The organism is Fulvimarina endophytica, assembly GCF_003403015.1.
GTDB lineage: Bacteria > Pseudomonadota > Alphaproteobacteria > Rhizobiales > Rhizobiaceae > Fulvimarina > Fulvimarina endophytica.
Window position 1 is genome coordinate 457,850 of record NZ_QURL01000003.1, and the last position, 26,554, is coordinate 484,403.

Here is a 26,554-nt window from a genome sequence, read left to right on the forward strand (position 1 = left end):
CTATTGTTCGCTAACGCTTGGCCGTGGTGAATGCTGTTGGTTGCACAAAGTCGCTGCCATGACTATCTTGCGGCCATGCAGATGCCAGCTGACCCTACGGCTCCTTGCCCTTGCTCTAGCGGCTTACCTTACCGGGAATGCCACAAGCCGATTCTTGACGCCAGTGATGCCGAACTGCTGGACGTATCGCAACGCGAATACGCTCGCCGATGGGAAGGCAATGCCTCATTTTACGAGGCTCAAGGACTCTATGGACATCTGTCCGCGCATATCCTGAAATTCGGCCGAGCGCGTCGCGTGATCGATGTTGGCTGCGGTCGTGGGCAAGGTCTTGTTGATCTCCGAAAACTGACTGGAGAAACTGGACTTCTCGTCGGTATCGACGAGAATCCGCACTGCCTTAGAGCCGCGGCTCAACTGCTTCACTTAACGAGTCCGGCTACTCGCATCGTCCGAACACCTGCGCATGGGCGTGCCTATGATGTTCAGATGGTATCTGGAATGCTTCCGCAGATGGCACCTGTCGTCCTCGTTCAGGCTGACATGCTTAGGCCTGATTTAGAATTCGAAGATTGGATTGGAACTCTTGCGCCATTTGATGCCGTGACGTTGTGGTTCAGCGGTGTTCATCCGGCCCGCCAGTATGACAAATTCATCCAGGAGCTATCGGTCGACAGCGACAGCAATCACCGTATGGCAAATGATCTGGCCGCCATGGATCTAGCTGGAAGTGTCTTGCGAGTGGGCGGCCTGCTCCAGATAGTTAGCCGCGGCACGACCAATGATGAGTCTAGGCTCATCGATGAAACCACGAACACTATGCAGTCGCTGACGCAGCACGGGCCGTTCGACGTTGTTGATGTAGAACTACACCGCTATCAAGAACCAATGACAGGACCGCGCATCGCTGTTGGCGCCGCGGGCATATCGGGTCATCCCCTTTATGCAGTGTCTGCGATCCTTCGACGGCGGCTCTAAATTGTCCGAATTCCAACAGTTGCATGTTTGAGCTTTTTAACGCCTGCCTTCTTAACGCTACCGTCCTGCTTTCCATCCATCCTAGGCCTTCGAACGCTCGTTTTCGAACCACTTTCACTGTATGCTGTTTCAGCCTGCTCAAAGCCGTCCGGTCATAGACCGAACAGGCGCAAAACGCGTTTGTGCTTATTTCTGAGCACCCCTCAAATGAGGGGATCAAACCGGCCATTTTTATGTGGCCTGAATGCTTCGTAATTCGCAAGCTGATCGAATGGACGCATGATCCGCCCCAACGCGAAAACCGCGCCAGCAGTGAGGGTTGCTGGGCAAGACTCCCGGAGCGAGCTCGGGATGACGACAGCCGGAAGTCAACGGCCCTAGCCGACATGGAAATCTTATCCCCGCCCCATCACCCCACCCCCATACTCCGCTCACCATTCGCCCCAAGGGCACGGGTGATCGCCGGGATCGTTCGGGTGGATGGTGCGGGTCTGCGGCGGGGTCTCTTCCGGAGGGATCGCGCCCCGGACGTCTCGCGGCTCCGCCGACCCCTCGCGTAATACGGCGCGGGTGCGGATCGGTCCGCTTGAACGGAAGGCCGGCAAGGCTTTCCGTGAAGCGTCGGCAGCCGCCGAGGATTTGAGCCGAGACCCTTCGAGGTCCCGTCCGGCACGCCTGCCCCTGTCAAGCGGGGGGAAGATGGGCGTTTCCCGGCGGACACTTCGAGGGGGCGAGGCGGGAATCCGAGGCGAAGCGAGACGGCAAATCCCGCGCGGTGCGCCGGAAGCGAGCCGTTCTTTACCACCTCAGCCGGGTTCGCCCCGGCGCACCGCCGCCCTTCCCCTCATCGGGCCGGGCGGGTTTCGAGTTCGCCGGCCCACACGCCCCGGCCCGTCCTGCCTCACCCCCGGCCGCAAGCGGCACGGGGCGGCGAAGCCTGCGTGATCGTCCAAGCCTGACTGCCCCTGCGTGTCCGACCCGGCGTGATCGGTCCTACGCAATCGACCCGGCGCGCCGGGTCGATCCTCAGTCCGGCTCCCGCCGCCACGTCTCCGTCGCCGCGATCCATTCGCGGGTGCGGGCCTCGGGGTCGGCATGGCGGGTGATGTCGGTCACCACCGCCGCGCTGTCGGCGCCCTGGGCGAACACCTCGGGCAGGCGCTCCACCGTCACCCCGCCGATGGCGACGAGGGGGAGGGGGCCGATCGCCGCGCGCCAGAGGGCGAGCCGGTCGGGCGTCTGGGGCGCCCAGGCCATGGCCTTCAGAATGGTCGGCCAGATCGGGCCGAGGGCGACGTAATCGGGCTCGGCTTCGAGCGCCGTCGCAAGCTCGCGCTCGTCATGGGTGGAGAGGCCGAGCTTCACGCCGGCGCGGGCGATCGCGCCGCGATCGGCCGCCGCCAGATCCTCCTGGCCGAGATGGACGAGATCGCAGCCCTCCTCGATCGCGAGCCGCCAGTGGTCGTTCACCACCAGCCGGCAGCGATGGGCGGCGCAGGTCTCGCGGGCGCGGCGGATCTGGCGGCGCAGCTCCGCCTCGGGCAGGTTTTTGGCGCGCAGCTGCACCAGCTTCACGCCCAGCGGCACCAGCCGCGCCACCCAGTGGGCCGTGTCGACGATGAGATAGAACGGGTCGAGGGTAAGCGGCGCGCTCATGCGAAGCTCGCAAGGCCGAGAACGGGCGTCGAGGGCTCCGCCATGTCGCGCGGGGCGAGGGGGCCCGATGTGAAGCCGAGCCGCCCGGCCTCCACCGCGAGGCGAAAGCCCTTCGCCATCCCCACCGGATCGCCGGCAAGCGCCACGGCCGAGGAGAGCAGCACCCCGTCATAGCCGAGTTCCATGGCATGGGCCGCATGGGAGGGGACCCCCAGCCCGGCATCCACGATGAGCGTCAGATCGGGAAAGCGGGCGCGCATCGCGCGCAGGCCATAGACATTGTTCAGCCCGCGCGCCGAGCCGATGGGCGAGCCCCAGGGCATCAGCACCCGGCACCCCGCCTCCACCAGCCGGTCCGCCGCCACCAGATCCTCCGTCGTATAGGCGAGCACCTTGAACCCCTCCTCCGACAGCACGCGCGTCGCCTCCACCAGGCCGAAAAGGTCCGGCTGCAGCGTGTCCGCATCGCCGATCACCTCGATCTTCACCCAGTCGGTGCCGAACACCTCGCGGGCCATCTGCGCCGTGGTCACCGCCTCGGAGACGGAATGGCATCCGGCGGTGTTGGGTAGAACCCGGCATCCGGTCTCGCGGATGATGTCCCAGAAGGCCTGCCCCGCCCTCTCCCCCGCGCTCTCGCGGCGCAAGGAAACGGTGACGATCTGCGCCCCCGAAGCGGCGATCGCCGCCTTCAGCACGTCGGGCGAGGGATAGCGGGCGGTGCCGAGCATCAGCCGGCTTTCGAATGTCTCCCCGTAGATGTCCATCCGGGTTAGCCTCCCTGCATGGGCGCGATGATCTCGATCCGGTCGTTCTCGGACAGCCGGGTTTCTCCCCTGAGGGGCGCGGGCACGAACTCCCGGTTGAGGGCGGTGGCGACCAGCGCCTCGCCATAGCCGAGTTCTTCCAGCGCGCCGGCGAGCGTCGCGGCCTCCACCTCGGCGCTCTCGCCGTTGACGATGATCTTCATGGGGTCTCGCTTTCTGGCCCTTCTTCAGGGCCGAGGATCAGGTCCGCAGCTTTCCTGGCGCAGTCCGGCGCCAGCAGAAACCCGTGCCGGTAGAGCCCGGCCAGGGTCACCACGCGGCCCGCTTGCGTCACGCGCGGCAGGTTGTCGGCGAAGGCAGGCCGCAGCCCGGCCCGCATCTCCAGCACCTCCGCCTCCGCAAAGGCCGGGTGCAGCGCATAGGCGGCATTCATCAGCTCCACCGCCGAGCGCAAAGTGACGCCGCCGGGGTCCGAGCTCTCGATCATGGTGGCCCCCACCATGAACCGGCCCCCGCCGCGCGGCACCACATAGATCGGGCTGCGCGGATGCAGCAGCCGCACCGGCCGCGACAGGCTCACCTCCCGGCTGGAAAGGATCAGCATCTCCCCGCGAACGCTCCGAAGGCCTGCGGCCCCGGCCGCGATGCCCCGGCAGTCGACCACATGGTCGCCCTCCGCCATCTCGGGATCGGCCGCGCTCGAAAACCGCATCGCACCGCCGAGCGAGACGAAGCGCTCCGCCAGCGCCTCCATCGCCCGGCGCGGATCGAGATGGGCCTCGCCGGGATAATGCAGCCCGCGCCGGAAGCGCCCGCCGAGCTGCGGCTCCAGCGCCGCCACCCCCTCCGCATCGAGCCGCGATCCGGCGCCCTTCGTCCGCGCGGCGAAACGGTCGAGCTCCGCAGCATCCCGGGGCGGGGCGAGAACGAGCGTCCCCCCGGTCGTCACATCCGGCACGCGGTCCCGCCACCAGGCGATGCCCCCGAGCCCCGGCCCGATGATCGCCGTATCGGCACTCTCGCTCTCGCAGAACGGCGCGAGCATGCCGCCGGCGAGCCAGGAGGCAGCCTCGCCTCCGAGGCTGGCCGAGCGCTCGTGCAGGATCACCCGCGCGCCCCGCTCGGCAAGGGTCACGGCCGAGGCCAGCCCCGCGACACCGGCTCCGATGACGGCGACATGCATGCAGCTATTCCGCCGGCCCGGCCCGGTGCGCGATCTCCTGCGCCGGCATGTAGAGGTTGCCGCCCTCGCGATACTTCTCGGCCATCTTCTCCATCCCCTCCTTCTGCGCCTCGGCCCGGATATCGTGGGAGATGCGCATGGAGCAGAACTTCGGCCCGCACATGGAGCAGAAATGCGCCGTCTTGTGCGCCTCCTTGGGCAGGGTCTCATCGTGGAAGAGCCTCGCGGTATCCGGGTCGAGGGAGAGGTTGAACTGGTCCTCCCACCGAAATTCGAAGCGGGCCCGCGAGAGGGCGTCGTCGCGAACTTGCGCGGCCGGATGGCCCTTGGCGAGATCGGCGGCGTGGGCCGCGATCTTATAGGTGATGACGCCGGTCTTCACGTCGTCCCGGTCGGGCAGGCCCAGATGCTCCTTCGGCGTCACGTAGCAGAGCATGGCCGTTCCGAACCAGCCGATCATCGCCGCGCCGATGCCGGAGGTGATGTGGTCGTAGCCCGGCGCGATGTCGGTGACGAGCGGCCCGAGCGTATAGAAGGGCGCGTCGCCGCAGAGCTTCTGCTGCTTTTCCACATTCACCTTGATCTTGTGCATCGGCACATGGCCGGGGCCCTCGATCATCACCTGGCAGTCCCTGGCGCGCGCGATCTTCGTCAACTCGCCCAGGGTTTCGAGCTCGGCGAACTGGGCGGCGTCGTTGGCATCGGCGATGGAGCCGGGCCGCAGCCCGTCGCCGAGGGAGAAGGAGACGTCATAGGCGCGGCAAATGTCGCAGATCTCCTCGAAATGCTCGTAGAGGAACGATTCCCGGTGATGGTGCAGGCACCATTTGGCCATGATCGAGCCGCCGCGCGAGACGATGCCGGTCACCCGGTCGACGGTGAGCGGAATGTGGTGAAGCCTCAGGCCCGCATGGATCGTGAAGTAATCCACCCCCTGTTCGGCCTGTTCTATAAGGGTGTCCCGATAGACGTCGAAGGTGAGGTTCTCGGCAATGCCATCCACTTTCTCCAGCGCCTGATAGAGCGGCACGGTGCCGATCGGAACCGGCGCATTGCGGATGATCCAGTCGCGGATGTTGTGGATGTTGCGGCCGGTCGAAAGGTCCATCACCGTATCGGCGCCCCAGCGGATCGCCCAGACCATCTTCTCCACCTCCTCGGCCATGGAGGAGGTGACGGCCGAATTGCCGATATTGGCATTGATCTTGGTCAGGAAGTTTCGGCCGATCGCCATCGGCTCGAGTTCGGGATGATTGATATTGGCGGGGATGATCGCGCGGCCCGAGGCGACTTCCTCCCGCACCCATTCGGCGGTGATGTGGTCGGGGATCTCGGCCTCGAAGGGTTCGCCGTCGCGGAGGAGGGCTTGCGTCCCTGCCATGCGGCCGAGGTTCTCGCGGATGGCGACGAATTCCATCTCGGGCGTGACGATGCCGGCCCTGGCATAGGCGAGCTGGGTGACCGCGCGGCCCGCCTTCGCGCGCAGAGGCCGGTGCGCGACCGGGAAGGCGGGGGTGATCTTGTCGGCCGGCAAATTGCCGTTGTCCTCGGGCTTCACGGGCCGGCCGTCATAGGCCTCCACATCGCCGCGATCGAGCGCCCAGGCGGTGCGGTGGCGGGCAAGGCCGTTCGCGATGTCGATCCCGGCGGCCGGGTCGGTATAGGGGCCGGAGGCGTCGTAGACCGTCACCGGCGGCTCGCCGGCGGTGGGATGAACCGAGACCTCCCGCAGGGGCACGCGGATCTCGGGATAGGCCGTGCCGGCCAGATGGATCTTGCGCGAGGCCTGAAGCGGGCCGGCGGTCACGGTAGGGGTGATGGCATTCATGTCGGGTCTCCCGGCGATCATCGCGTTGGAGATCCAGAGCTGTCATCGGTGATCGAATGCGGCCCTCGATATGCGGGGCTCCGTGATCCGTCGGAAGATACACATCTCCGATCACCGAGGCCGCGCGGGGAGAGAACTCCCGGCCGTCTTCCATCCCTACGCCAGTACGAGCTGGATCAGGTTCGACGGGTCGCCGCGCATCAGCGGCCTCTCAGTTCCTATGCTGGAACTCCCCTTGGACGAGAGAAAGCGTAACGGCGGCCTTGCGGTGGGTCAAGGACCGGCGGAACGCGGTTTCGTGACCGGGCCTCGATACGGACGCGGACCTGCATCCGACCGCCGGCTCCGGCCCGCTCACCGGGCGAGGTAGCGATCGGTGCGGTGGTTGATCGCAAGAAAGCCGTTGAGGCAGACGGCGCCGAGGATCGAGTAGAGGACCTTGTCCCAGTCGACGACGGCGAAGGCGAGGCCGAGGATCGTGAGGTCGATGGCGAGCTGGGTGAGGCCCGCGCGCCAGCCGAGCTTGTCCTGAAGATAGATCGCAAGGATGCCCGCGCCGCCGAGGCTGGTGCGATGGCGAAAGAGTGCGAGAAGGGCGAAACCGAGAAGGAGGCCCGCGACGACCGCGCCGACGGCCGGATGTATGGAGCCGAAGGTGAGGTAGTCCGGCTGGACGGCGGTCATCACCGAGAGCCCCGCGACGGCGAGAAAGGTCTTGATGGTGAAGGCCGGGCCCATGCGCAGGGCGGCGAGGAGATAGAAGGGCATGTTGATGACGAAGAAGGCGAGGCCGACATTCACGCCGAAGGCGTAGGAGGCGATCAGCGCCAGACCCGCAACGCCGCTGGTGAGGAAACCGAGATGGGCGAGGATCGCGATGCCGAGGGTCGCGAGCACCATGCCGGTGACGATCGCCTGGGCGTCTTCGAGGGGTGTGTGATGGGTGGGCGTCGCGTGCCAGTCGCCGAAACGCCAGCGAATGGGCCGTGAGGCCGCCGCCGAAAGACCTTCGGCCGTCTTGGGGTCGTGGAACGGGCGCCGGCCCATTGTCCGCTCCTCGTCCATTGGGATGGGCCTGTCGATATCGTCGCTCATGAGGCGCGATCATAGGGCATCGACCGGGCGAAGCGTATCGGGTTTTCGCATGTCTCACCCCGATGCGAGGCAGGTCTCTGGCGAGCCGCGGTGCCTTTGCGGGAGCGCAGCGACGGCGACGGGGCCAGACGCCGCAGACACTCGCGGGACCTGCGGGTCCTGGCGTCTCGCGCCGGTGGGACGAAACGCCCGGCGGGACCGTTTCGCCCCGCTCCAAGGCCGCCCTAGATGCGGGGCATGAAACCCGACGATCTCCTCCATCCGACGCCCAAGGGCCTCTACTGCCCGCCCGGAGACTTCTACATCGACCCGGTCGGCCGGGTCGACCGCGCGCTCGTCACCCATGGTCACGCCGACCATGCAAGGCCGGGCAACCGGGCCGTGATGGCGACGCGCGAGACGCTGGACATCATGGCGATCCGCTACGGGGAGGACTTCTGCGAGACACGGCAGGTCGCCGAACCCGGCAGGCCGGTCTCGATCGGCGATGTGAGCGTCAGCTTCCATCCGGCCGGCCACGTCTTCGGCTCGGCCCAGATCGCCGTCGAATGGAAAGGGCTGAAGATCGTCGCCTCCGGGGACTACAAGCGACGGCGCGATCCGACCTGCGCGCGGTTCGAACCGGTCCGGTGCGACGTGTTCATCACCGAGGCGACCTTCGCGCTCCCGGTCTTCAGGCACCCGGACACGGCCTCGGAGGTGGACAAGCTGATGGCTTCGATGATCCGCTTTCCGGAGCGGGCGCATATCGTCGGCGCCTATGCGCTCGGAAAGGCGCAGCGCGTCATCCGGCACGTGCGCGAGACGGGCTACGACGCCCCGATCTATATCCACGGGGCGCTTCGCAAGCTGTGCGATTACTATCAGCGAGAGGGCGTCGATCTCGGCATTCTGGAGCCGGCGACCGTGGAAGGGGGGCGGAAGGGCGATTTTGCCGGCGCTCTCGTGGTCGGAACGCCGTCGGCCTTCGCGGACAAGTGGGCCCGGCGGTTTCCCGATCCGGTCGCCTGCTTCGCCTCCGGCTGGATGCGGGTGCGTCAGCGGGCGCGACAGCGCGGCGTGGAACTGCCGCTCATCCTCTCCGACCATGCCGACTGGGACGAGTTGACGCAGACCATCCGGGATGTGGAGGCGAGCGAGGTCTGGGTGACCCATGGCCGCGAGGAGGCACTGGTGCGCTGGTGCGAACTCGCCGGCGTCAGGGCAAGACCCTTGCATCTGGTGGGATACGAAGACGAGACCGATTGAGCCGCCGGATGGCCCGGATCGGCCGGATCGGCCGGATCGTCGCGACGCAAAGGCGAGAGCTGCGGCACGCGCCCGAAAGCTTGCGCGGGACCGGAAACGAAACGAACCCGCAGCCCGGGAGAGGGTGCGGGTTCGAAGTGCAATTCGATGAACGGTGTGCCCGGCCCGTGCGCGGGAGCACCCGCTTCCTCAAAAACCCGAACTACTGGGGAACGCGAACGCCTTCGTTCTCTTGCGGCTCGGCCTCGGACGGCGTCACCGTGTTGCCCTCGACGGCGGTGGTCGCCGGATCGGGAGCGTCGAGGGTCTCGGTCTGCTCGAGGGACCCGTCCGGCTCCGTCGCGACCCCGATTCCGCCGATGATCACATAACCGAGGACGACCAGGACGATGCCGACGATCAGGACGATGAGGATCGGCTTTCCGGCGCGTCCTTGCCTGGCTTCGTCCGGTTTCAATTTTTCAGCCATTCGGTTCGGTCCGTTCTCCTTGGGCACACTTCGTGCGGTTTCGTCGGGCCTCGCACACGACCTGCAGCGCAACGCTTTCGTGCGCTTTCGGGGCCTGCGATCGGCCGGGCGGAGAGATCAGGCGACTGCCGCCTCCCCATCCGATGTCAACCAATATGGAGCGGCAATGTTTCCGAAGGAGAGGGGCGGCGGCATTTTGCCAAGGGTTGGCCTTCGCCCCAGGGCGGCCGCCTCAGCCCGCCCTCATATCCGATGTCACGGACGGTGACGCACCGGAACGGTCTCGTCGTCGGCGGTTTTCGTCGCCACGACGAGGGTGTAGCGATCGGGGCTCGCGACCTCCCGCTCCAGCCGGAAGTCGGCCTTTTCGGTCTCCGCCCTTGCGTCCTCGAGGCTGGTCACGCTCTTCAGGAAGCCCGAGGGGGCCTGGAGTTCGGCGAGCGCGAGGGCGTCGCCGAGTTCAGATCCGAGGGTGACGCCGGCATAGGCGGACGCCGTCTCGTCCTCGACGTCGAGCTTCAGACGGATCTCGTCGATCCGGCCTGCTTCGCTGCCGCGCGCCACGCGATCGATGGCGAAGCCCTCGCTCGTCTCGCGCGAGGCGCATTCCTTGTGTCCGGCAAAGAGGGCGCTTTCGGCCCAGACGGCATCGCCGAAGGACTTGCAGAGGGAGGCTGCATCCGCCAGCCCCGGAATGTCGCTCGCGATCCGCGCCGGTTCGGGCGCTGAAACGGGTTCGGGCTGGATACGTTCGAGGGAGGCGGTCTTCAGGAGACGCGGCTCGGCTGCGTTGATCTCGGTCGCCGGTTTGATCTCGGCCGAGGCGATGGTGGCAGCCTTTGCGACGTCCCCTGCGGTCTGCGCGTCGATCGCACGGATCTGTGCGGTCTGGAAGGCATCGCTCGTTCGCACCGCGAAGGTCGCGCCGCAGACGGCGAATGCCAGCAGCATGAAGCGGAAGGAGGTGCTGCCGCAGAACCGAATGAGGAGATCGCCGCCGCCGTGATCGTCACCGACCAAGGTCTTCAACTGCCGCGCGCGACAAACCGGATTCCAACGGCTCATTGGCAAGGGGTCCCCACTCGTTTCAGCATCATCGGCCCGTTCCCATTCGACCGCCCGCCCATCCCCTGGGCTTTCGGTCGAAACATACGGCCTTTGGAGTGCACGCGAGCGCGAGCATCGCCACTGGCCGGAAGGCCCGATATCGGTGATGAAAATAGGACAGGATTTCGGCTAGAAAGGGGCGAGCCCGACAAGGTTCGCGCATGCCGGTGCGCCGCCAGTGGAGCCAAGCCGTTCGCCTCGCCGCCAACCCGTTGATCGAAAAGGGAAACGTGCGCGAGGACCGGCGGGCGGCGAAGCGGCCTCCACCGGACAATTTCAGGGCCGCCGGTGCCGAGGAAGGCGCTCAGCGACCCGGCACCACATAGTCGAGGAGGTGATCGGCATAGTAGACATAGCCGGCCTCGGAGGCATGGAAGCCGTCACGGGCAAAGCCGTGCGGCTCGACCCTCGGCAAGGTGGTGGCGGTGACGGCGCCGCGCTCGTAGCACAGGCTCGTTCCCATCCGGCGGATGATCCGGGCCCGCAGTTCCAGGACATGCGCGAGCCCCTTGGGCAGCGCCGGCACGCGCTTGAAGTCCACGGGCGGCGCCCAGACGATGCGTGCCTCGGGCCATTTCGTCCTCAAGGCGTAAAGAAGCGTTCCGAAGCTCTTCTTGAAGCGGCGCGCACCGTGGAAGTTCTTGGCATCGTTGGTGCCGACCATCAGGACGATATGCGTGAAGGCCTCGCGGGCGAGATTGGGGACCACGTGATCGCGGACATCTGCGCTGACGGCAGAGTTGCAGCCGGCATTGCGCCAGAACACCGATCGTCCGGTCAGCGCATGGATGCGCTCGGCGAGCTTCGGGCCGAGAGAATCCTCCATCCGGCCGACGCCGACGCCTGCGGCGCTGGAATCGCCGAGAACGAGAAGGCGTACGGCCGCCTCGCGGATCTGGTCGGTTCCGACGAGGCCCGACAGCGAGCCGATGGGCGGCCCCATGCGCAGGATCGAGCGGCGCGCCCTGAGGCCCTGCCAGATATAAACCGGCAAGAGAAGCCAAGAGATCAGCGCCGTCTTCGACGATGCCGCGACGCCGCCGGCTCCGAACGGATCGAACACCGGAGACAGGTTCTGGAGGTGTCCCTGGCTCATTCCTTCAAGACCTCCACGCCCGGCAGGGCCTTGCCTTCCATCCATTCGAGGAAGGCGCCGCCGGCGGTCGAAATATAGGTGAAGTCCTCGCTGACGCCGGCCTGGTTGAGGGCGGCGACCGTATCGCCGCCGCCAGCGATCGAGACGAGCCTGCCCGCGCGCGACAGCTCCGCCGCATGGTGGGCGGCTCCCATGGTCGCGACGTCGAAGGGCTCGGTCTCGAAGGCGCCGAGCGGGCCGTTCCAGACGAGGGTCTTCGCTCCGTCCATGCGCTGCTTGACCATCTCCAGCGATTTCGGGCCGGCATCGAGGATCATCATGTCCTCCGGCGTCTCTTCGACCGGAACGGTCTCGGTGGGCGCGCCCGAGCGCAGGCCGCGCGCGAGAACGACGTCGACCGGCAGGACGATCTCGCAGCCCTTCTCCTCGGCGCGGGTCATGATGGAGCGGGCGGTGTCGCCGAGATCGTGCTCGCAGAGAGACTTGCCGACATCGATCCCCTTGGCCGCCAGGAAGGTGTTCGCCATGCCGCCGCCGATGACGAGAATGTCCACCCGGTCGATCAGATTGGTGAGAACGTCGATCTTGGTGGAGACCTTGGAGCCGCCGACAATGGCGAGCACCGGTGGCTCGGGGGATTCCAGGCCCTTCTGCAGGGCCTCGATCTCGGCCTGCATGGTGCGTCCGGCATAGGACGGCAGATGATGGGCGAGGCCCTCCGTCGAGGCATGGGCGCGGTGGGCGGCGGAGAAGGCGTCGTTGACGTAGAGATCGCCGAGCGAGGCGAGGCTCTCGCAGAACTCTGCCTCGTTGGCCTCCTCACCGGCGTGGAAGCGGGTGTTTTCCAGAAGCACCACGTCGCCGTCCTTCAGGACCTCGACGATCCCGGCCGCGACGGTGCCGATGCAGTCGTCGGCAAAGCCCACGGGTCGGCCGAGCCGCTCGGACAGGACCGGCGCGATCGGCGCGAGCGTCATCTCGGCATTGGGCTTGCCCTTGGGCCTGCCGAAATGGGCGAGAAGGATCACCCGGGCGCCCTTGTCGGACAGCTCCTTGATGGTCGGCAGCGCCCGGTCGATCCGGGTCGCGTCGGTGACCCGGCCGTCCTTCATGGGAAGGTTGAAGTCGACGCGAAGAAGCACCCTCTTGCCGGTCACGTCCGCATCGTCGAGGGTTCTGAAGGTGAAAGCCATATGTCGCGTATCCGGGCGTTGAGTGAAGGATCCGGCGGGAGGGCGTGCTGCCGCAGATCACCTGGTGTCGTTCCAATCTTCTAGGGCGGCGACGGGCTCTCGGGCAAGCGAAAGCGTGCGTCGGACCGGCGGCAGGAAGCCGGTCGCAGCTTTCGGTCCGATGCTTGCGGCGCTCAACTCTTCCCGAGAATGCGGCGGGCGCCCTTTTTCAGGAGATCGAGCGCGTCCTTGGGGCCTTTCGGAACGGGGAAGGGAAGGAAGGTATCCGGCGTCGGCGTCAGCGAGAGACCGGCGCTCGTCACCTCGCCCTCCTCGTTGGTCTCGCGCACGATCATCTCGACCGTGCCGACGAGGGTGCGGTCGCCATAGGACGGATGGCCGCCGAGGCGCTTGCCGATGAGTTCGGAGACCTTGAGGTCACGCTCCTCTTCCGGCAGCTGAAACCCGTAGGCCTCGGCGAGCGACTGGGCGGGCGAGGCGGGATTGATCGTGAACTCGCCGAAGAACTCCTCGTCGTCCTCGGCGACCGGGGCGGGGCTCGCGAAGAGACGGTCTAGAAGGGGCGGAAAGCGCGGCGAGATGAACAGGAAGACGTAGTCGCCCGGCTGGAGGCGGCCGGCATACTGGTAGCGCATGGACCGCCCGTCGCGGATGACGAGGGATGGCCGCGCCCAGCGCGGCACCCGCGCGCCCGTCGCGACCGGCGAGCCTTCCACGACCCTGTAGGAGAGAAGCTCGTGCTGGGCGCCGCCGGGAAGCTCCAGCTCGTATTTCTCGATCGGCCCGATGCGCTTGGGCACCGTCAGCTTCAGCCAGCGCGAGACGCTGGCCAGCGTCCAGCCCTGAAGGAGGAGGGAGGTGAGGACGATGACGAAGGCGATGTTGAAGAACTGCCCCGAGACCTGGAGGCCCGCGAGGATCGGCAGGATCGCAAGCAGGATCGAGACCGCGCCGCGAAGGCCCACCCATGAGACGAACACGGTCTCGCGCCGGCGGAAGCCGAACGGGATGAGGCAGAGCGAGACCGCGATCGGGCGGGCGACGAAGATCAGGAAGAGGGCGAGCAGGATGCCCGGCACCAGGATCGTGTCGAAATCGCGCGGCGTTGCGAGGAGGCCGAGGATGAGGAACATCACGATTTGGGCGAGCCAGGTCATGCCGTCCTGGAAGCGCTTCAGCGTGGCGGCACGCTTGAGGCCCCGATTGCCGGCATAGAGCCCGGCCACGTAGACGGCGAGGAAGCCGGATCCGCCAATGGCGCCGGTGAGCGCGAAGAGCGCGATGGCAAGGGCGATGATGAGGATCGGCAGAAGGCCGCGATCGACGCTCAGCTTCTCGATGAAGAACGAGATGCCGTAGCCGCCGGCAAGGCCGAGGATGAGGCCGAGGCCCATCTGCTCGAAGAAGCCGAGCACGACATCGGCGCCGAGCGTCTCCACGCCGCCGCCCTGGCGCACCGCCTCGACGAGGGCGATGGTCAGGAAGATCGCCATCGGGTCGTTGGTCCCGGATTCGATCTCGAGCAGCGATTTCACCCGGTCGCGCAGGATGATGCCGCTGGTCTTCAGGAGGAAGAAGACGGCGGCCGCATCGGTCGAGCCGACGATGGCGCCGAGGAGCATGCCTTCGAGAAGGCCGACGCCGAGCAGCCATTCGGCGAAGAGACCGAAGAGCAGGGACGTTCCCATGACTCCGACGGTCGCGAGCGTGATCGCGGGACCCGCCGCCTGCCGGAAGGTGGCGATGGGGGTCTGAAAGCCGGAATCGAAGAGAATGACCGCCAGCGCCAGATTGCCGATGAAATAGGCGAGCGCGGCATCGTTGAATTCGAGGCCGAGACCGTCCGTTCCCGCGAACAGGCCCACGGACAGGAAGAGAAGCAGGAGGGGCGTGCCGAAACGCGACGCGAGCAGGCTGGAAAAGGCCGCAAGAAGGACGAGGACCGTGCCCACGAGAATGATGATGTAGAGCTCGTCGAGCATCGATGCGCTTTCCACAACCGTTCGCACCGGATGGGTTCGTCCGGCGTCGTCTGTTCTTCAGCGGGGATTTCGGAACGCCCTGCGGCGTGCCTGTTGCGTGATGGATGGTTGGCTACCACCATATGCGCCGGATCGGGCCGAGGGCCACCTCAATTTTCGCGGCGCAACGCAAAAACCGGCCGTCGAGGCGGCCGGCTCGCTGTTTGGAAGACGGAGCGGGGAAAAGTCCCGTACCCTCAGAAGGCGATGCCGAGGGAGATGCGCCCTTCGTGGCTCTGGTCGATCTCGTCGCCGAAGCCGACCGAATAGGAGGCCGCGATGCTGGTCGCATCGCCGAGAGCGGTCTTGGCCCCCGCGCCGAGAACGAAGCCTCGACCCGGCAGGTCGCCGAAGCCCGTCACGCGCGCCCGGTTCGGGCTGCCGTCGATGCGCGAGACCAGTCCGTCGTCGTTGGAGAGGAGTTCGTCCTCGTAGGCGATGGTGCCGGTGAGGGTCGCCATGCGCCCGCCTAGGCTCGCATCGTAGGACAGATCGATGCCGGCCGAACCGTAGAGCGCGTCGCGGTCGTATCCGCCATAGGCGATCCGGGCGGCAAGGCCCGTTTCGGTAAAGCCGTCCACATCGAAATGGGCATAGGTGAGCGAGGCGTTCGGGGTGACGACGAGCTGCCCGAGGAGGATGTCGTAGCCTGCCGAAAGACCGATATCGGCAAGGGCCGCATTGGTGTTGCCGCCCTGGTTGGTCACCATCGGCAGGAGGGTCCGGCGCTCGATATCGTCGAAATCCACATGGGCGATGCCGGCCGATGCGGTGAGATGGGCCGGGCCGAAGAGCATCGTCGCGTAGACGTCGGCCGCAAAGCTCCGCGTGTCGAATTCGAACCGGCTGTCGTCCGCGCTGCCGGCCGCGAAGGAGGCCGAGACGCCGGCAAGGACCCGTTCGCCGATGGGGGTCTCGTAGCCGATCGTCACGCCGCCCGAGGAATAGTCGTAGGACCCGATGCCGCCACCGGCGTCCCGGTCGTAGACGAGGCCGTCGACGTTCGCATAGGCGCCGGCCCGCGCGGTTCCGGCACGCGAGGCCGCGGCGAAATCGGCGCCGCGCTCATAGGTCGACCGGACCTGTCGCAGACGGTCCGCAAAGGCGGTCTCCGACATGGCTCCCGCCGCCGCTGCCTGATCGGCGGCCGTCAGATAGTCGAGGATCAGCGCCGAGTAGAGGGCATGGCCGGCCGTCGTCGGATGGACGTCGTCGAAATAGAGAAACTGGTTCTGCTGGGCGGCCGGCGCCGTGCGGCAGGAGGGGACCGCGAGGCAGGCCGTGGTGACGTTCGTGAAGCCGAAGCGCTGGGGGTCGGCGACGATGGCGTCGGCGAGGCGGCGGACGTCCACATAGTAGTAGTCGCTGCCCGGATTGGCCGCGGCGACGCCTTCGAGATTGGCCCCGAGCCGCTCGTTGAAGACGCCCGTCGCCGAGGTGCCGGCGAAGGATGCGAGCGGATCGGAATTGAGGCGCGGGATCGCGCCGAGATTCGGCAGGTTCGGAACAACCACGCGCGGCGCGCCGATGCGCCCGAGAAGGCTCGCCGCACCGGCGACGTCGCGGGCCGCTGCGGCCGAGCCGGACGCGATGCCGGCAGGCGTGATGCCGGGCGTCTGGAGCGTGGCGAAGATGTCGTTCGCACCGGCATAGAGCGTGACCACGTCGTTCGGCGCGAAGCGTCCGTCCTGGACGGTGAAGAAGCCGATCTGGTCGTAGATGTCGGGCGGCGTGTTCGCGTTCGGATTGGCCCGCGCCCCGCCGAAGGCGTAGTTCTGGTTGGCGTTGGGGTCGATCCGCACGCCGCCCAGGCTTGCCGCGCCGGCGCGCTGCATCGGCCCGTTCAGGCGTTCGGTGAGGACCGGGCCGTTGGAAAAGCGGCCGGCGAAATAGGGCGGCGAGTTCGGCGTGCCGCTGACGGCGAAGAGATTGCCGTTGTCGCTGAGACTGTCGCCGAAGGCGATGACGGTGCCGATCTCCTGGGCGCTCGCCGTTGCAGCCGCGCCGAGCGAGACGATCGCCGTCGTCGCCAGAATTAGATTTCGAATGATGGTCATGATGAACTCCCCCCGAGCCTAGGCGAGAGCGAACCGCGTTCGCGCGATCATGGCAAGACGGGAAACGACGAGCCCGCCATCGGGCGCGATTCCGAGCGGGGCTTGTGCCCGGCGAAGCACACATGATGCAGGGATGCCGGGCGCTTTTGCCCTGGAGCCTCGGACCCGATTTAAGAATCGGGTCCGAGGCTCCAGTTTCTTGCTGACGGATCGGATGGGCCGAAAACCGGGTCCACTTTTCGGTCCGATGCTCTAGGCGTCCCGGGTCGGCCGGTTCAGGCGAGGTCGGCGACCACGGCGTCGAGAACCAGCATGCCAGCCGGCGTGCAGCGCAGGCGGTCGCTGCCGATGCGCTCGATCATGCCGTGTTCGGTGAGATCGCGCTCGGCGCGCTCGTCGATCGGGCGGCCGGACAGGCGGCTCCAGCGTTTGACGTCGATGCCTTCCACGAGGCGCAGGCCCATCAGCAGGAGTTCGTCGGCCTGTTCGGAGAGGCTCAGCGCCTCCTCGACCACCATGCCGTGGTCCCAGTCCTCGACCATCTGCAGCCAGGTCTCGGGCAGGGTCTCGTTGGCGGTGGCGAAGCGATGACCGTCGTAGCACAGGCGGCCATGGGCGCCGGGACCGACGCCGGCATAGAGGCCATAGCGCCAATAGGTGAGATTGTGCCGGCTCTCGGCGCCTGGAACCGCGTGGTTCGATATCTCGTAGGCCGGCAGGCCGCGCGAGCGGGTGAGGACCTGCGTCGCCTCGTAGAGATCGGCGGACAGATCGCCGTCCGGCACGATCAGCTTGCCCGCCGCGTGCAGGGCGTGGAAGGCCGTGCCCTCCTCGATTGTGAGCTGGTAGAGCGACAGGTGATCGGCCGCCAGATCGATGGCGCGGGCAAGTTCGGCCTCCCATGCCGCCACGGTCTGGTCGGGCCTTGCATAGATGAGGTCGAAGGACAGGCGCGGGAAGATCTCGCGGGCAAGGCCGATGGCGCGCAGCGCCTCGTCCACGTCGTGCAGGCGGCCGAGCCGCTTCAGGTCGCGATCGTTGAGGGCCTGGACGCCGAGGGAGACCCGGTTGACGCCGGCCGAGCGATAGCCGCGAAAGCGCGTCGCCTCGACGCTGGAAGGGTTCGCCTCCAGCGTGATCTCGGCATCGGGGGCGACGGTCCAGATATTGGCGATGGCGTTGAGGATGATGCCGACCGTCGCCGGCTCCATCAGGGAGGGCGTGCCGCCGCCCAGGAAGATCGAGGTGACGCGTTCGCCCTTCGAGCGCCGGCCCATCTCCGCAAGCTCCCGCTCGAAGGCGGCGGCATAGCGCGCCTGATCGATCGGCTTCATGCGGACATGGCTGTTGAAGTCGCAATAGGGGCACTTGGCCGCGCAGAACGGCCAATGCACGTAGACCCCGAAGCCGGGCTCGGGGGAGACCGGCTTGAAGTCGAGTACGTTGGGCTGACGTTCTGCGAGGAGGCTCATGGAATGAACGGGTCTCTACTGTGTTCCGAGTGCCGCGCGCGCGAACTTCTGGAAGGCCCGGGCGCGGTGGGACAGGGCATCGGGCTGCCCCGGCTTCCAGGCGTGCTTCTCGGCCGACATCATCTCGCCGAAGGTCTTGCCGAGGCCGTCCGGCAGGAAGATCGGATCGTAGCCGAAGCCGAGATCGCCGCGCGGCGGCCAGACGATCTCGCCCTCGACCTCTCCCCTGAAGAGATGGGTCTCGCCCGAGGGCATCGCCAGGCAGAGGACCGCGACGAAGGTGGCCCGGCGCTTGTCCGGCGTCGTCGCGCCGGCGGCCTGGAGCTTCTCCTCCACCAGGCGCATGGCCTGGTCGAAGTCGCGCGGCTCGCCCGCCCAGCGCGCCGAATAGATGCCCGGATCGCCGTTCAGCGCCTCGATCGAGAGCCCGGAATCGTCCGACAGGCAGGCAAGGCCGGTGGCCGCATGGGAGGCGAGCGCCTTGATTTCGGCATTCGCCTCGTAGGTGGTGCCGGTTTCCTCGGGATCGGCGAGGTTCTTCTCGGCCGCCGAGGTGACCTCGAAGCCGAACGGCTCCATGAGCTCGCGGATTTCCCAGATCTTGCCGCGATTGTGGCTCGCGACGAGAAGCGGGCCGTCCTCGGGTTTCAAAAGCGCCATCACCTGTCCTTTCGCGTCGTCCGGCGGCCGATCAGGCGTCGCCGAGGGCCTTGGCCTGGGCTTCGACCAGTTCGCCGATGCCCTTGCGTGCCAGATCGAGGAGCTTCAGGAACTCGTCCTGGGAGAAGGGGGCGCCCTCCGCCGTGCCCTGGATCTCCACGATACCGCCGGCGCCCGTCATGACGAAGTTCGCATCCGTCTCGGCCGTCGAATCCTCGGCATAGTCGAGATCGAGCACCGGCTCGTTCTTGTAGATGCCGCAGGAGATGGCCGCCACATGGCCCTTCAGGACGTTCTTGCGGGTGACCATGCCCCGCGTCTCCATCCATTTCAGGCATTCGGCGAGTGCCACATAGCCACCCGTGATGGCGGCCGTGCGGGTGCCGCCATCGGCCTGGATCACGTCGCAATCGACCGTGATCTGGCGCTCGCCGAGAGCGCCCATGTCGACGACGGCGCGCAGGGAGCGGCCGATGAGGCGCTGGATTTCCTGGGTGCGGCCGGACTGCTTGCCGGCGGAAGCCTCGCGGCGCATCCGGTCGCCGGTGGCGCGGGGCAGCATGCCGTATTCGGCCGTCACCCAGCCCTTGCCGGAATTCCTGAGGAAGGGCGGCACGCGCTCTTCGAGGGAGGCGAGGCAGAGGACATGGGTCTCGCCGAACTTGACGAGGCAGGAGCCTTCCGCATGGCGGTTGACGCCGGTTTCGAGGCTCACCTCGCGCAGGGCGTCGGCGGGGCGTTTGGATGGGCGCATGAGAGGGTCCGCGATTTCAGAATGACCGTTAAGGATTGGCGCGCTTCTAACGGGGATGGATGGCCGAGGGAAGGCGGGGGGTGAAGGCCGTGTTCAACGCCGCCCGCTTTCGCACGGCAAGCAGGCTTCCCATATCGGGATCAAGACGCCGAACAGACCCCTCGAGGCAAGCCCCATGTCCATTCCCTATTCCGTTCTCGATCTCTCGCCCGTTCCGGAAGGTTCGACCACCGGCGAGGCCCTGCGCAATTCGGCCGATCTCGCGGCCCATGCGGAGGCGCTCGGCTACAAGCGCTACTGGATGGCGGAGCATCACAACATGGAGGGGATCGCCAGCGCCGCGACGGCGGTCGCGCTCGGATATGTGGCCTCGAAAACGAAGACGATCCGCATCGGCTCGGGCGGCATCATGCTGCCCAATCACTCGCCGCTGATGGTGGCGGAAGCCTTCGGCACGCTCGCCGAACTCTATCCGGGGCGCGTCGATCTCGGCCTCGGCCGGGCGCCGGGCACCGACCAGAAGACGGCGATGGCCCTTCGCCGGGCGATGAGCGCTACCGACAGCTTCCCCCAGGACGTGGTGGATCTGATGGGCTATTTCGCCAAGGACGACGGCACGCCGGGCCGGGTGCGGGCGATCCCGGGCGAGGGCACGGAGATCCCGATCACCATTCTCGGCTCGAGCCTCTATGGCGCGCAGCTCGCCGCCTATCTCGGCCTTCCCTATGCTTTCGCCTCGCATTTCGCGCCGGGGGCGCTGGAGCAGGCGATCGATGTCTATCGCAGCACCTATCGGCCGTCCGAGCGCTTCCCCGAGCCCTATTTCATCCTGGCGGCGAACGTCTTCGGGGCGGCGAGCGACGCGGAGGCGCGCTTCCTGATGAGTTCGATGCAGCAGGCCTTCGCCAATCTGCGCTCGGGACGGCCCGGCAAGCTGCCGCGCCCGATCGAGGATTTCGAGGCAAGCGCCCATCCGGGCATCCTCGCCGGGGTGCACGAGGCGCTGCGCGTCTCGGCGGTCGGCTCGCCCGAGAGCGTCAGGACGGCGCTGGAGGGGCTGATCGGCCGCTACCGGCCGGACGAGATCATCCTGACCAGCCAGATCCACGATCACGCCAAGCGCAAGGAGAGCCACCGGATCGCGGCCGAGGCCATGCGGGCCATCGGCGAGGCTCGGCGCGAGGCGGCCTGAGGGGCACGCTTCCGCCCTCCGCCCCGCATGGCGATCACCCGCAAAACTTGTCGGTCCAAAATCCATCGGCTAGAGCCTGCCGCGAACTCACGATGACGAACGGACGGAACCTATCCCATGGCCAAGGACAAGAAGCCCAAGCGCGTCGCCCCGCGCCTGCCGCGCGGCTTCGTCGACCGGGAGGCGGGGGACCTGCGCGCCCAGGAGGCGATGCTCGCCACCATTCGGCGCGTCTATGAAAGCTACGGGTTCGAGCCGGTGGAGACGCCGGTCTTCGAATTTACCGACGCGCTCGGCAAGTTCCTGCCCGATTCGGACCGCCCGAACGAGGGCGTGTTCTCGCTGCAGGACGACGACGAACAGTGGATGAGCCTGCGCTACGACCTGACGGCGCCGCTCGCCCGGTTCGTGGCTGAGAACTACGAGGCGCTGCCGAAGCCCTATCGTTCCTATCGTGCGGGCTATGTCTTCCGCAACGAGAAGCCGGGACCGGGCCGCTTCCGCCAGTTCATGCAGTTCGACGCCGATATCGTCGGGGCGCCGAACGTCTCGGCCGATGCCGAGATGGCGATGATGATGGCCGACACGATGGAGGCGCTGGGCATTCCGCGCGGCCAGTACGTGATCCGGGTGAACAACCGGAAAGTCCTGGACGGGGTGCTGGAGGCGATCGGCCTCGGCGGCGAGGAGAATGCGGGCCGGCGCCTGACGGTGCTGCGTGCGATCGACAAGCTGGACAAGTTTGGCGTCGAGGGCGTGCGGCTGCTGCTGGGCGAAGGCCGGAAGGACGAGAGCGGAGATTTCACGCCGGGTGCGGGTTTGTCTCGCGAGCAAATCGCAGATCTACTTTCGGTTCTTCAGTTCACTGAGCTAGAGTTCCGCGGGGTTGGGTCTAACACAGCCGCATATACGCTTCAGAACTCTAAGTTCATGACTGTGTCCACATTCGCTGCGGGCGTTGAGGAGTTGGTAACTATCACGTCTTTCGTCGAGTCTGCAGGCTACGACTCGAAGCGAATCTACATTGACCCCTCCGTCGTCCGTGGCCTCGAATACTACACGGGCCCGGTCTTCGAGGCCGAACTCCTCTTCGATGTCGTCAACGAGAAGGGCCAGAAGGTCCAGTTCGGCTCGGTCGGCGGTGGCGGGCGCTATGACGGGCTGGTCTCGCGCTTCATGAGCCAGCCGGTGCCGGCGACGGGCTTTTCCATCGGCGTCTCCCGGCTGATGACGGCGCTGAAGAATCTCGGCCGCCTGGAAACCGAGGAACGCGCCGGGCCGGTGGTCGTCACCGTGATGGATAAGACCCGCATGGCCGATTATCAGGCCATGGCGACCAGGCTGCGCAGCGCTCTCAACGCCGATCCGTCGGCGCCGCCGGTTCCCGTCGAGGTCTTCCAGGGCAATCCGAAGCAGTTCGGCAAGCAGCTGCAATATGCCGATCGCCGCAACTCTCCTTGCGTCGTCATCCAGGGCGAGGACGAGAAGGCGGCCGGCAAGGTGCAGGTGAAGGATCTGGCGCTCGGCAAGGAGCTGTCCGCCGAGATCACCGACAATGCCGAATGGCGCGAGGCGCGGGCCGGCCAGGAACTCGTCGACGAGGCGCAGATGGTGGACGCGGTAAAAGCGATCCTCGCCCGCCAGGCCGGAACGCGCGCGCGATGAGCCTGTCGCCGCAGACGGACGGGCTCGCCGATCTCTTCGCCCTGCGCGGTGCGGTGCCGATCGCCATGGACATCGTGCAGCCGGCCGAGCCCTATCTCGACACGGCGGGGGAGGCGCTGCGCCGCCGCATCTACCTGACGCGGGGCGAGGCGGGCGAGAACCTGTGCCTGCGCCCCGACTTCACCATTCCCGTCTGCCTGCATCACATCGCGAAGGACGAGCCGCTGCCGCGCCGTTACTCCTATCGCGGCCTCGTCTTCCGCCAGCCCAGGAGCCCGGACGGTCCACGCGAACTCGAACAGGCCGGCATCGAGGATCTCGGCGATCCCGGGCTCGCCGAGGCCGATGCGAGAGCGCTCGCCGATGCGCTCGCGGCCTGCGAGACGCTGGGCGTCTCTACCGGCGATCTCGACGTGGTGCTCGGCGATCAGGGCCTGTTCGAGGCGGTGCTTTCGGCCGTCGGCCTGCCGGTCGGCTGGCAGAAGCGGCTGGTGCGCACCTTCGGCGAGGATCGCCAGCTCGACCAGGTTCTGGACGCGCTCTCCGACCCCTCGGCCATTCCCCTCGGCGACGTGACGCCGGAGCTTCTGGACCTTGCCCGGGCCGGCGAGGAAGGCGCTCTCATCCGCGCCATCCGCGAGCGCATGGAGGAGGCGGGCCTGCCGCCCCATTCCGGCCGCAGCCCGCAGGAGGTGGCCCAGCGCCTGATCGAGAAGGTGCGCGCCGCCGACGGCAAGCTGAATGCGGCCTCGATCGACCTGTTGCGCCGCTTTCTTTCGATCCATTGCCCCCTGTCGGAGGCGGGTGCGAAGGTGCGCCAGCTCGCAGGCGAGGCGGCTCTCGATCTCGGCCGGGCCCTCGGCTTCTTCGAGGCCCGCATCCTCGCCCTGAAGGCGGCCGGCGTCGATCCCGCGCTCATCGCCTATCGGGCCGCCTTCGGCCGGCCGATCGACTATTATACCGGCATGGTCTTCGAAATGCGCCCGGTGGGCGGCGGCGAGCCGGTGGCGGGCGGCGGACGCTACGACCGGCTGTTGACGCTGCTGGGCGCGCGCGAGGTCGTTCCGGCCGTCGGCTTCTCGCTCTGGATGGAGCGGCTGGCCGATCGGCGCGCGGCCGTGACCGGCGGAGAGAGCGCATGACGATCACCCTCGCGATCCCCTCCAAGGGCCGCCTCAAGGACAAGGCGATCGAGACGCTGGCCGAGGCGGGCATCCGCGTCGAGCCGGCCGCCGACGCGCGCTCCTACCGAACGACGGTCTCCGGCTTCGACGGTCTCGACGTCCTCCTCCTTTCGGCCTCGGAGATCGCGCGGCAGCTGCGCGACGGCGCGATCGATTTCGGCGTCACCGGCGAGGACCTGATCCGCGAATCGATCCCCGAGCCCGAGACGGCCGTTGCGATCGTCGCGCGGCTCGGCTTCGGCCATGCCGACGTGATCGTCGCGGTGCCCGAGGCCTGGGTGGACGTGGAGACCATGGACGATCTCGGCGACGTCGCCGGCGCCTTTCGCGCAAAGCACGGGCGCCGCCTGCGCATCGCCACGAAATACTGGCGCCTCACCCAGAGCCATTTCACGCGCAATCACGGCATCCAGAGCTATCGCATCGTCGAAAGCCTCGGTGCCACGGAAGGCGCGCCGGCGGCAGGGTCTGCGGACGTCATCGTCGACATCACCTCGACGGGCGCGACGCTCAAGGCCAATCATCTGAAGGTGCTGTCGGACGCGCCGATCCTGCGCTCCGAAGCCTGCCTCGTGCGCTCGAAGACGCGGCGGCGCTGCGAGGAGGATGGCGATCTCGCCGACAGGTTCGAGACCCGGTTCGCGGAGCGGACGAAAGCCTGAGTTCCAGGGTTGGGCTTCACGGGCCCGGCCTGTCATCCCTCCATGCATGGGCTTGAAACCGGCTGCCTTCGCCCGTCCGTGCCTCGAACCGTTTCCGGGAATCGCCGGCTCGTCTGGCGCCTTAGCCTTCCCTCAAACCTTTTCGGCCATTCTCTCTTTCGTCTCGTTTCCCCTCAGCGAGCCGAAAGGCCCTCGTCATGCATCTTCTGGTTCTCGTCTCCCTCCTGCCCGACGGCAATCCCTCGACCGGCTACGAGATCGCCAATCAGTCCATTCTCGACGCCTATCGGCGCGCCGGCGTGCGCCTCACCCTCGTCGGCTACAGGCGGCCGGGCGCGACCATTCCGGAGAATGCGATCTGCCTCGGGGATCTCGCCATCGAGAACGCCTCGGCCTCGCCCTTCCAGAAGGCCGCCTGGGTGGCGGCCGCCCTGCGGCGCCGGCTCCCGGTGATGGCGGCGAAGGTCGCGCGTCTCGGCGAGCGCGAACTGCGCGAGCGCCTCGATAGCGCCGGCCCCGCCGACGGTCTCGTCCTCTCCTCCATGGCGATGGCCGCGGCCTATCCGTTTCTCCTCGACGCCTATCCGACGATCTTCATCGCCCACAATGTGGAGCATCGCTCGGCGCTGGAGAATGCCGAGAACGCCCGCAGCGCCGTCGACCGGATGCTCTACCGGCGCGAGGCGCAGCTTCTGGAGCGTGCGGAGATCGAGACCTGTGCGAGGGCCGGGACGATCCATACCCTCGCCGAAGACGACCGGATCGGCCTCGGCCTTGCCGGCGACCGGCGCGCCATCACCCTGCCGCTGGTGGTGGGGCGCAGCCCGGTGGACGACGACGGCGTGCGCAGCCACGATGTCGGCCTGATCGGCACCTGGAGCTGGGCGCCGAACCGGGTGGGCCTCGACTGGTTCGTGGGCGAGGTGGCGCCGCTCCTCCCGCTCGACTTCAAGATCGCCGTCGCGGGGCGGTTCGATGGCGAGCCCCCGAAGGCGACACCCAATCTCTCCTTTCTCGGCCGGGTCGAGGATGCGCAGGCCTTCGTTCACGCCTCGCGGGTTCTCGCGCTCGCGACCCGGGCCGGGACGGGCATCCAGCTGAAGACCCTCGAGACCTTCGAGGAGGGCATGCCGGCCGTCGCCACCGGTCGAGCCCTTCGTGGCGTCTCCTTCCTGCCGGACAATGTGCGGCGGGCGGACCGGCCGGGCGATTTCGCCAAGGCCCTCATCGACCTCGTGGAGCGGGAACGGGCCGGCCGGCTCGGCCGCCTCGACGGGAGCCGGTTCGCCGGCGACCAGCGCGCGCTTCTGGACGAGGCGGTCGCGGAAGGGTTGGAGCGCCTTTCGGCCTCACTGAAGCCTGCGGCCGCCGCGACCCACCCCGCCTCGCCGCAGAAGGCCTGCGCCTGATGCGCGCCGATCTCGAGGATGTCGGCAGCTCGCCTTCGCCATCCATCGGGGCAGGCCCGGCGCCCGGTCCCGCCCGCCTGACGATCGCCGGCATCGCCGTCGAGAACGCCATGGCGGAGCGGATCGTCGACCGGCTCGAACGGGCGATCGCGACAGGCTCCATGCCCGGCGCTCTGCCCGGTCCTCTGCTCCGCGTCGCCTTCCTCAACGCCCATTGCGTCAATGTCTCGCGCAAGGACGAGGCCTATCGGGCCGCGCTCGGCGAGTGCACGGTGCTCGCCGACGGCATCGGCGTCGATCTGGCGGCCCGGATGCTCCACGGCGCGCCCTTCGTCGCCAATCTCAATGGCACCGACTTCGTGCCGCTCTTCCTGAAGACGGTCGGCAGGCCCTTGCGGGTCGCGCTGGTGGGCGGTGCGCCCGGGATCGCCGAACGGGCGGCGGCGGCCTTGGCAGCCGCCCAGCCGAGGCACGCCTTCGCAGCGGTCTCGGACGGCTTCTTCGGCGAGGCGGGACGGGAGCGGGTGCTCGCCGATCTTCAGACCGGCGGCTTCGACGTTGTTCTCGTCGCCATGGGGGTTCCGGCCCAGGAGCTGTTCCTGACACGGCATCTCGACGCGCGCCACGGCCGTGTCGCCATGGGCGTCGGCGCTTTGTTCGATTTCCTGGCCGGTGAGGTGTCCCGCGCCCCGCCCGTGATCCGGCGCCTACGCCTCGAATGGGTCTGGCGGCTGATGCAGGAACCCGGCCGGCTCTGGCGGCGCTACGTCCTCGGAAATCCGAGCTTCGTCGCCGGTATCCTCGCCGACCGGTTCCGCATGCGTGAAGAATAAGGCAGCTTGACAGTTCCCCTCGGGT

General features: G+C 67.4%; 23 protein-coding genes and 1 riboswitch. Of the genes, 8 read left to right on the forward strand and 15 right to left on the reverse strand.

Features of this window, described 5'->3' with window-relative positions; translation table 11 throughout:
• Positions 1 to 30: 30 nt before the first annotated feature.
• Positions 31 to 978, forward strand: coding sequence for a class I SAM-dependent methyltransferase (locus DYI37_RS08620; protein ID WP_116682790.1), 948 nt, complete (start codon positions 31 to 33; stop codon positions 976 to 978).
• A 1,026-nt stretch (positions 979 to 2,004) separates the two neighbouring features.
• Here DYI37_RS08620 and DYI37_RS08625 read toward each other — a convergent pair.
• The 6 genes from DYI37_RS08625 to DYI37_RS08650 form a co-directional block, all read right to left on the reverse strand.
• Positions 2,005 to 2,634: a thiamine phosphate synthase gene (locus DYI37_RS08625; protein ID WP_116682791.1), complete on the reverse strand. Its 630-nt coding sequence runs from the start codon at positions 2,632 to 2,634 to the stop codon at positions 2,005 to 2,007.
• A complete protein-coding gene (locus DYI37_RS08630) occupies positions 2,631 to 3,401 on the reverse strand; it encodes a thiazole synthase (protein ID WP_116682792.1) in 771 nt (256 codons plus the stop codon). Before DYI37_RS08630 ends, DYI37_RS08625 begins: the two co-directional genes overlap by 4 nt.
• A gap of 5 nt (positions 3,402 to 3,406) precedes the next feature.
• Complete coding sequence (thiS, locus tag DYI37_RS08635) at positions 3,407 to 3,604, reverse strand: sulfur carrier protein ThiS (RefSeq protein ID WP_116682793.1); 198 nt, start codon at positions 3,602 to 3,604, stop codon at positions 3,407 to 3,409.
• Positions 3,601 to 4,584, reverse strand: a complete 984-nt coding sequence (gene thiO / locus DYI37_RS08640) for a glycine oxidase ThiO (protein WP_116682794.1) — start codon at positions 4,582 to 4,584, stop codon at positions 3,601 to 3,603. Before thiO ends, thiS begins: the two co-directional genes overlap by 4 nt.
• Before the next feature lie 4 nt (positions 4,585 to 4,588).
• The gene (gene thiC / locus DYI37_RS08645; protein WP_116682991.1) at positions 4,589 to 6,412 is read right to left on the reverse strand and encodes a phosphomethylpyrimidine synthase ThiC; all 1,824 of its coding nucleotides are present in this window, start codon (positions 6,410 to 6,412) and stop codon (positions 4,589 to 4,591) included.
• Between the two features lie 136 nt (positions 6,413 to 6,548).
• Positions 6,549 to 6,658: riboswitch (TPP riboswitch) on the reverse strand.
• A gap of 108 nt (positions 6,659 to 6,766) precedes the next feature.
• The gene (locus DYI37_RS08650; RefSeq protein ID WP_245413836.1) at positions 6,767 to 7,507 is read right to left on the reverse strand and encodes a YitT family protein; all 741 of its coding nucleotides are present in this window, start codon (positions 7,505 to 7,507) and stop codon (positions 6,767 to 6,769) included.
• A 237-nt stretch (positions 7,508 to 7,744) separates the two neighbouring features.
• On the opposite strand from DYI37_RS08650, the gene DYI37_RS08655 reads away from it, so the two are divergent.
• Complete coding sequence (locus DYI37_RS08655; protein WP_116682795.1) at positions 7,745 to 8,755, forward strand: ligase-associated DNA damage response exonuclease; 1,011 nt, start codon at positions 7,745 to 7,747, stop codon at positions 8,753 to 8,755.
• Between the two features lie 202 nt (positions 8,756 to 8,957).
• Here the strand turns inward: DYI37_RS08655 and DYI37_RS08660 are convergent, their stop codons facing one another.
• The 9 genes from DYI37_RS08660 to rph form a co-directional block, all read right to left on the reverse strand.
• Entirely contained in the window at positions 8,958 to 9,224 is a 267-nt protein-coding gene (locus DYI37_RS08660) for a hypothetical protein (RefSeq protein ID WP_116682796.1), read from the reverse strand.
• Positions 9,225 to 9,479: 255 nt separating this feature from the next.
• Positions 9,480 to 10,253 (reverse strand): DUF6030 family protein, encoded by a 774-nt coding sequence (locus DYI37_RS08665; RefSeq protein ID WP_147307903.1) that lies wholly within the window; start codon positions 10,251 to 10,253, stop codon positions 9,480 to 9,482.
• A 382-nt stretch (positions 10,254 to 10,635) separates the two neighbouring features.
• Positions 10,636 to 11,427, reverse strand: a complete 792-nt coding sequence (locus DYI37_RS08670) for an SGNH/GDSL hydrolase family protein (protein ID WP_116682798.1) — start codon at positions 11,425 to 11,427, stop codon at positions 10,636 to 10,638.
• The gene (locus DYI37_RS08675) at positions 11,424 to 12,620 is read right to left on the reverse strand and encodes a phosphoglycerate kinase (protein ID WP_116682799.1); all 1,197 of its coding nucleotides are present in this window, start codon (positions 12,618 to 12,620) and stop codon (positions 11,424 to 11,426) included. Before DYI37_RS08675 ends, DYI37_RS08670 begins: the two co-directional genes overlap by 4 nt.
• A gap of 173 nt (positions 12,621 to 12,793) precedes the next feature.
• Positions 12,794 to 14,602 carry a potassium/proton antiporter gene (locus DYI37_RS08680; RefSeq protein ID WP_116682800.1) on the reverse strand — a complete coding sequence of 603 codons (1,809 nt, stop codon included), beginning with the start codon at positions 14,600 to 14,602 and terminating at the stop codon, positions 12,794 to 12,796.
• Between the two features lie 236 nt (positions 14,603 to 14,838).
• Positions 14,839 to 16,698, reverse strand: coding sequence for an autotransporter domain-containing protein (locus DYI37_RS08685; RefSeq protein ID WP_116682801.1), 1,860 nt, complete (start codon positions 16,696 to 16,698; stop codon positions 14,839 to 14,841).
• Between the two features lie 275 nt (positions 16,699 to 16,973).
• Positions 16,974 to 18,170 (reverse strand): radical SAM family heme chaperone HemW, encoded by a 1,197-nt coding sequence (gene hemW / locus DYI37_RS08690; protein WP_116682802.1) that lies wholly within the window; start codon positions 18,168 to 18,170, stop codon positions 16,974 to 16,976.
• Positions 18,171 to 18,185: 15 nt separating this feature from the next.
• Positions 18,186 to 18,830 carry an RdgB/HAM1 family non-canonical purine NTP pyrophosphatase gene (gene rdgB / locus DYI37_RS08695; RefSeq protein ID WP_116682803.1) on the reverse strand — a complete coding sequence of 215 codons (645 nt, stop codon included), beginning with the start codon at positions 18,828 to 18,830 and terminating at the stop codon, positions 18,186 to 18,188.
• Positions 18,831 to 18,861: 31 nt separating this feature from the next.
• Positions 18,862 to 19,584, reverse strand: a complete 723-nt coding sequence (gene rph / locus DYI37_RS08700; RefSeq protein WP_116682804.1) for a ribonuclease PH — start codon at positions 19,582 to 19,584, stop codon at positions 18,862 to 18,864.
• 175 nt (positions 19,585 to 19,759) lie between these two features.
• On the opposite strand from rph, the gene DYI37_RS08705 reads away from it, so the two are divergent.
• From DYI37_RS08705 to DYI37_RS08730, 6 genes are all read left to right on the forward strand, one after another.
• Positions 19,760 to 20,776: an LLM class flavin-dependent oxidoreductase gene (locus tag DYI37_RS08705; RefSeq protein ID WP_116682805.1), complete on the forward strand. Its 1,017-nt coding sequence runs from the start codon at positions 19,760 to 19,762 to the stop codon at positions 20,774 to 20,776.
• A 117-nt stretch (positions 20,777 to 20,893) separates the two neighbouring features.
• Complete coding sequence (gene hisS, locus DYI37_RS08710; protein ID WP_116682806.1) at positions 20,894 to 22,441, forward strand: histidine--tRNA ligase; 1,548 nt, start codon at positions 20,894 to 20,896, stop codon at positions 22,439 to 22,441.
• On the forward strand, positions 22,438 to 23,583 hold the full coding sequence (locus DYI37_RS08715; RefSeq protein WP_116682807.1) for an ATP phosphoribosyltransferase regulatory subunit: 1,146 nt from the start codon (positions 22,438 to 22,440) through the stop codon (positions 23,581 to 23,583). The genes hisS and DYI37_RS08715 overlap by 4 nt, the downstream gene beginning before the upstream one ends.
• Positions 23,580 to 24,287, forward strand: a complete 708-nt coding sequence (gene hisG / locus DYI37_RS08720) for an ATP phosphoribosyltransferase (RefSeq protein ID WP_116682808.1) — start codon at positions 23,580 to 23,582, stop codon at positions 24,285 to 24,287. The genes DYI37_RS08715 and hisG overlap by 4 nt, the downstream gene beginning before the upstream one ends.
• Positions 24,288 to 24,484: 197 nt before the next feature.
• Positions 24,485 to 25,696, forward strand: coding sequence for a glycosyltransferase family 4 protein (locus tag DYI37_RS08725; protein WP_116682809.1), 1,212 nt, complete (start codon positions 24,485 to 24,487; stop codon positions 25,694 to 25,696).
• Positions 25,696 to 26,529, forward strand: coding sequence for a WecB/TagA/CpsF family glycosyltransferase (locus tag DYI37_RS08730; RefSeq protein ID WP_116682810.1), 834 nt, complete (start codon positions 25,696 to 25,698; stop codon positions 26,527 to 26,529). The genes DYI37_RS08725 and DYI37_RS08730 overlap by 1 nt, the downstream gene beginning before the upstream one ends.
• Positions 26,530 to 26,554: the final 25 nt, after the last annotated feature.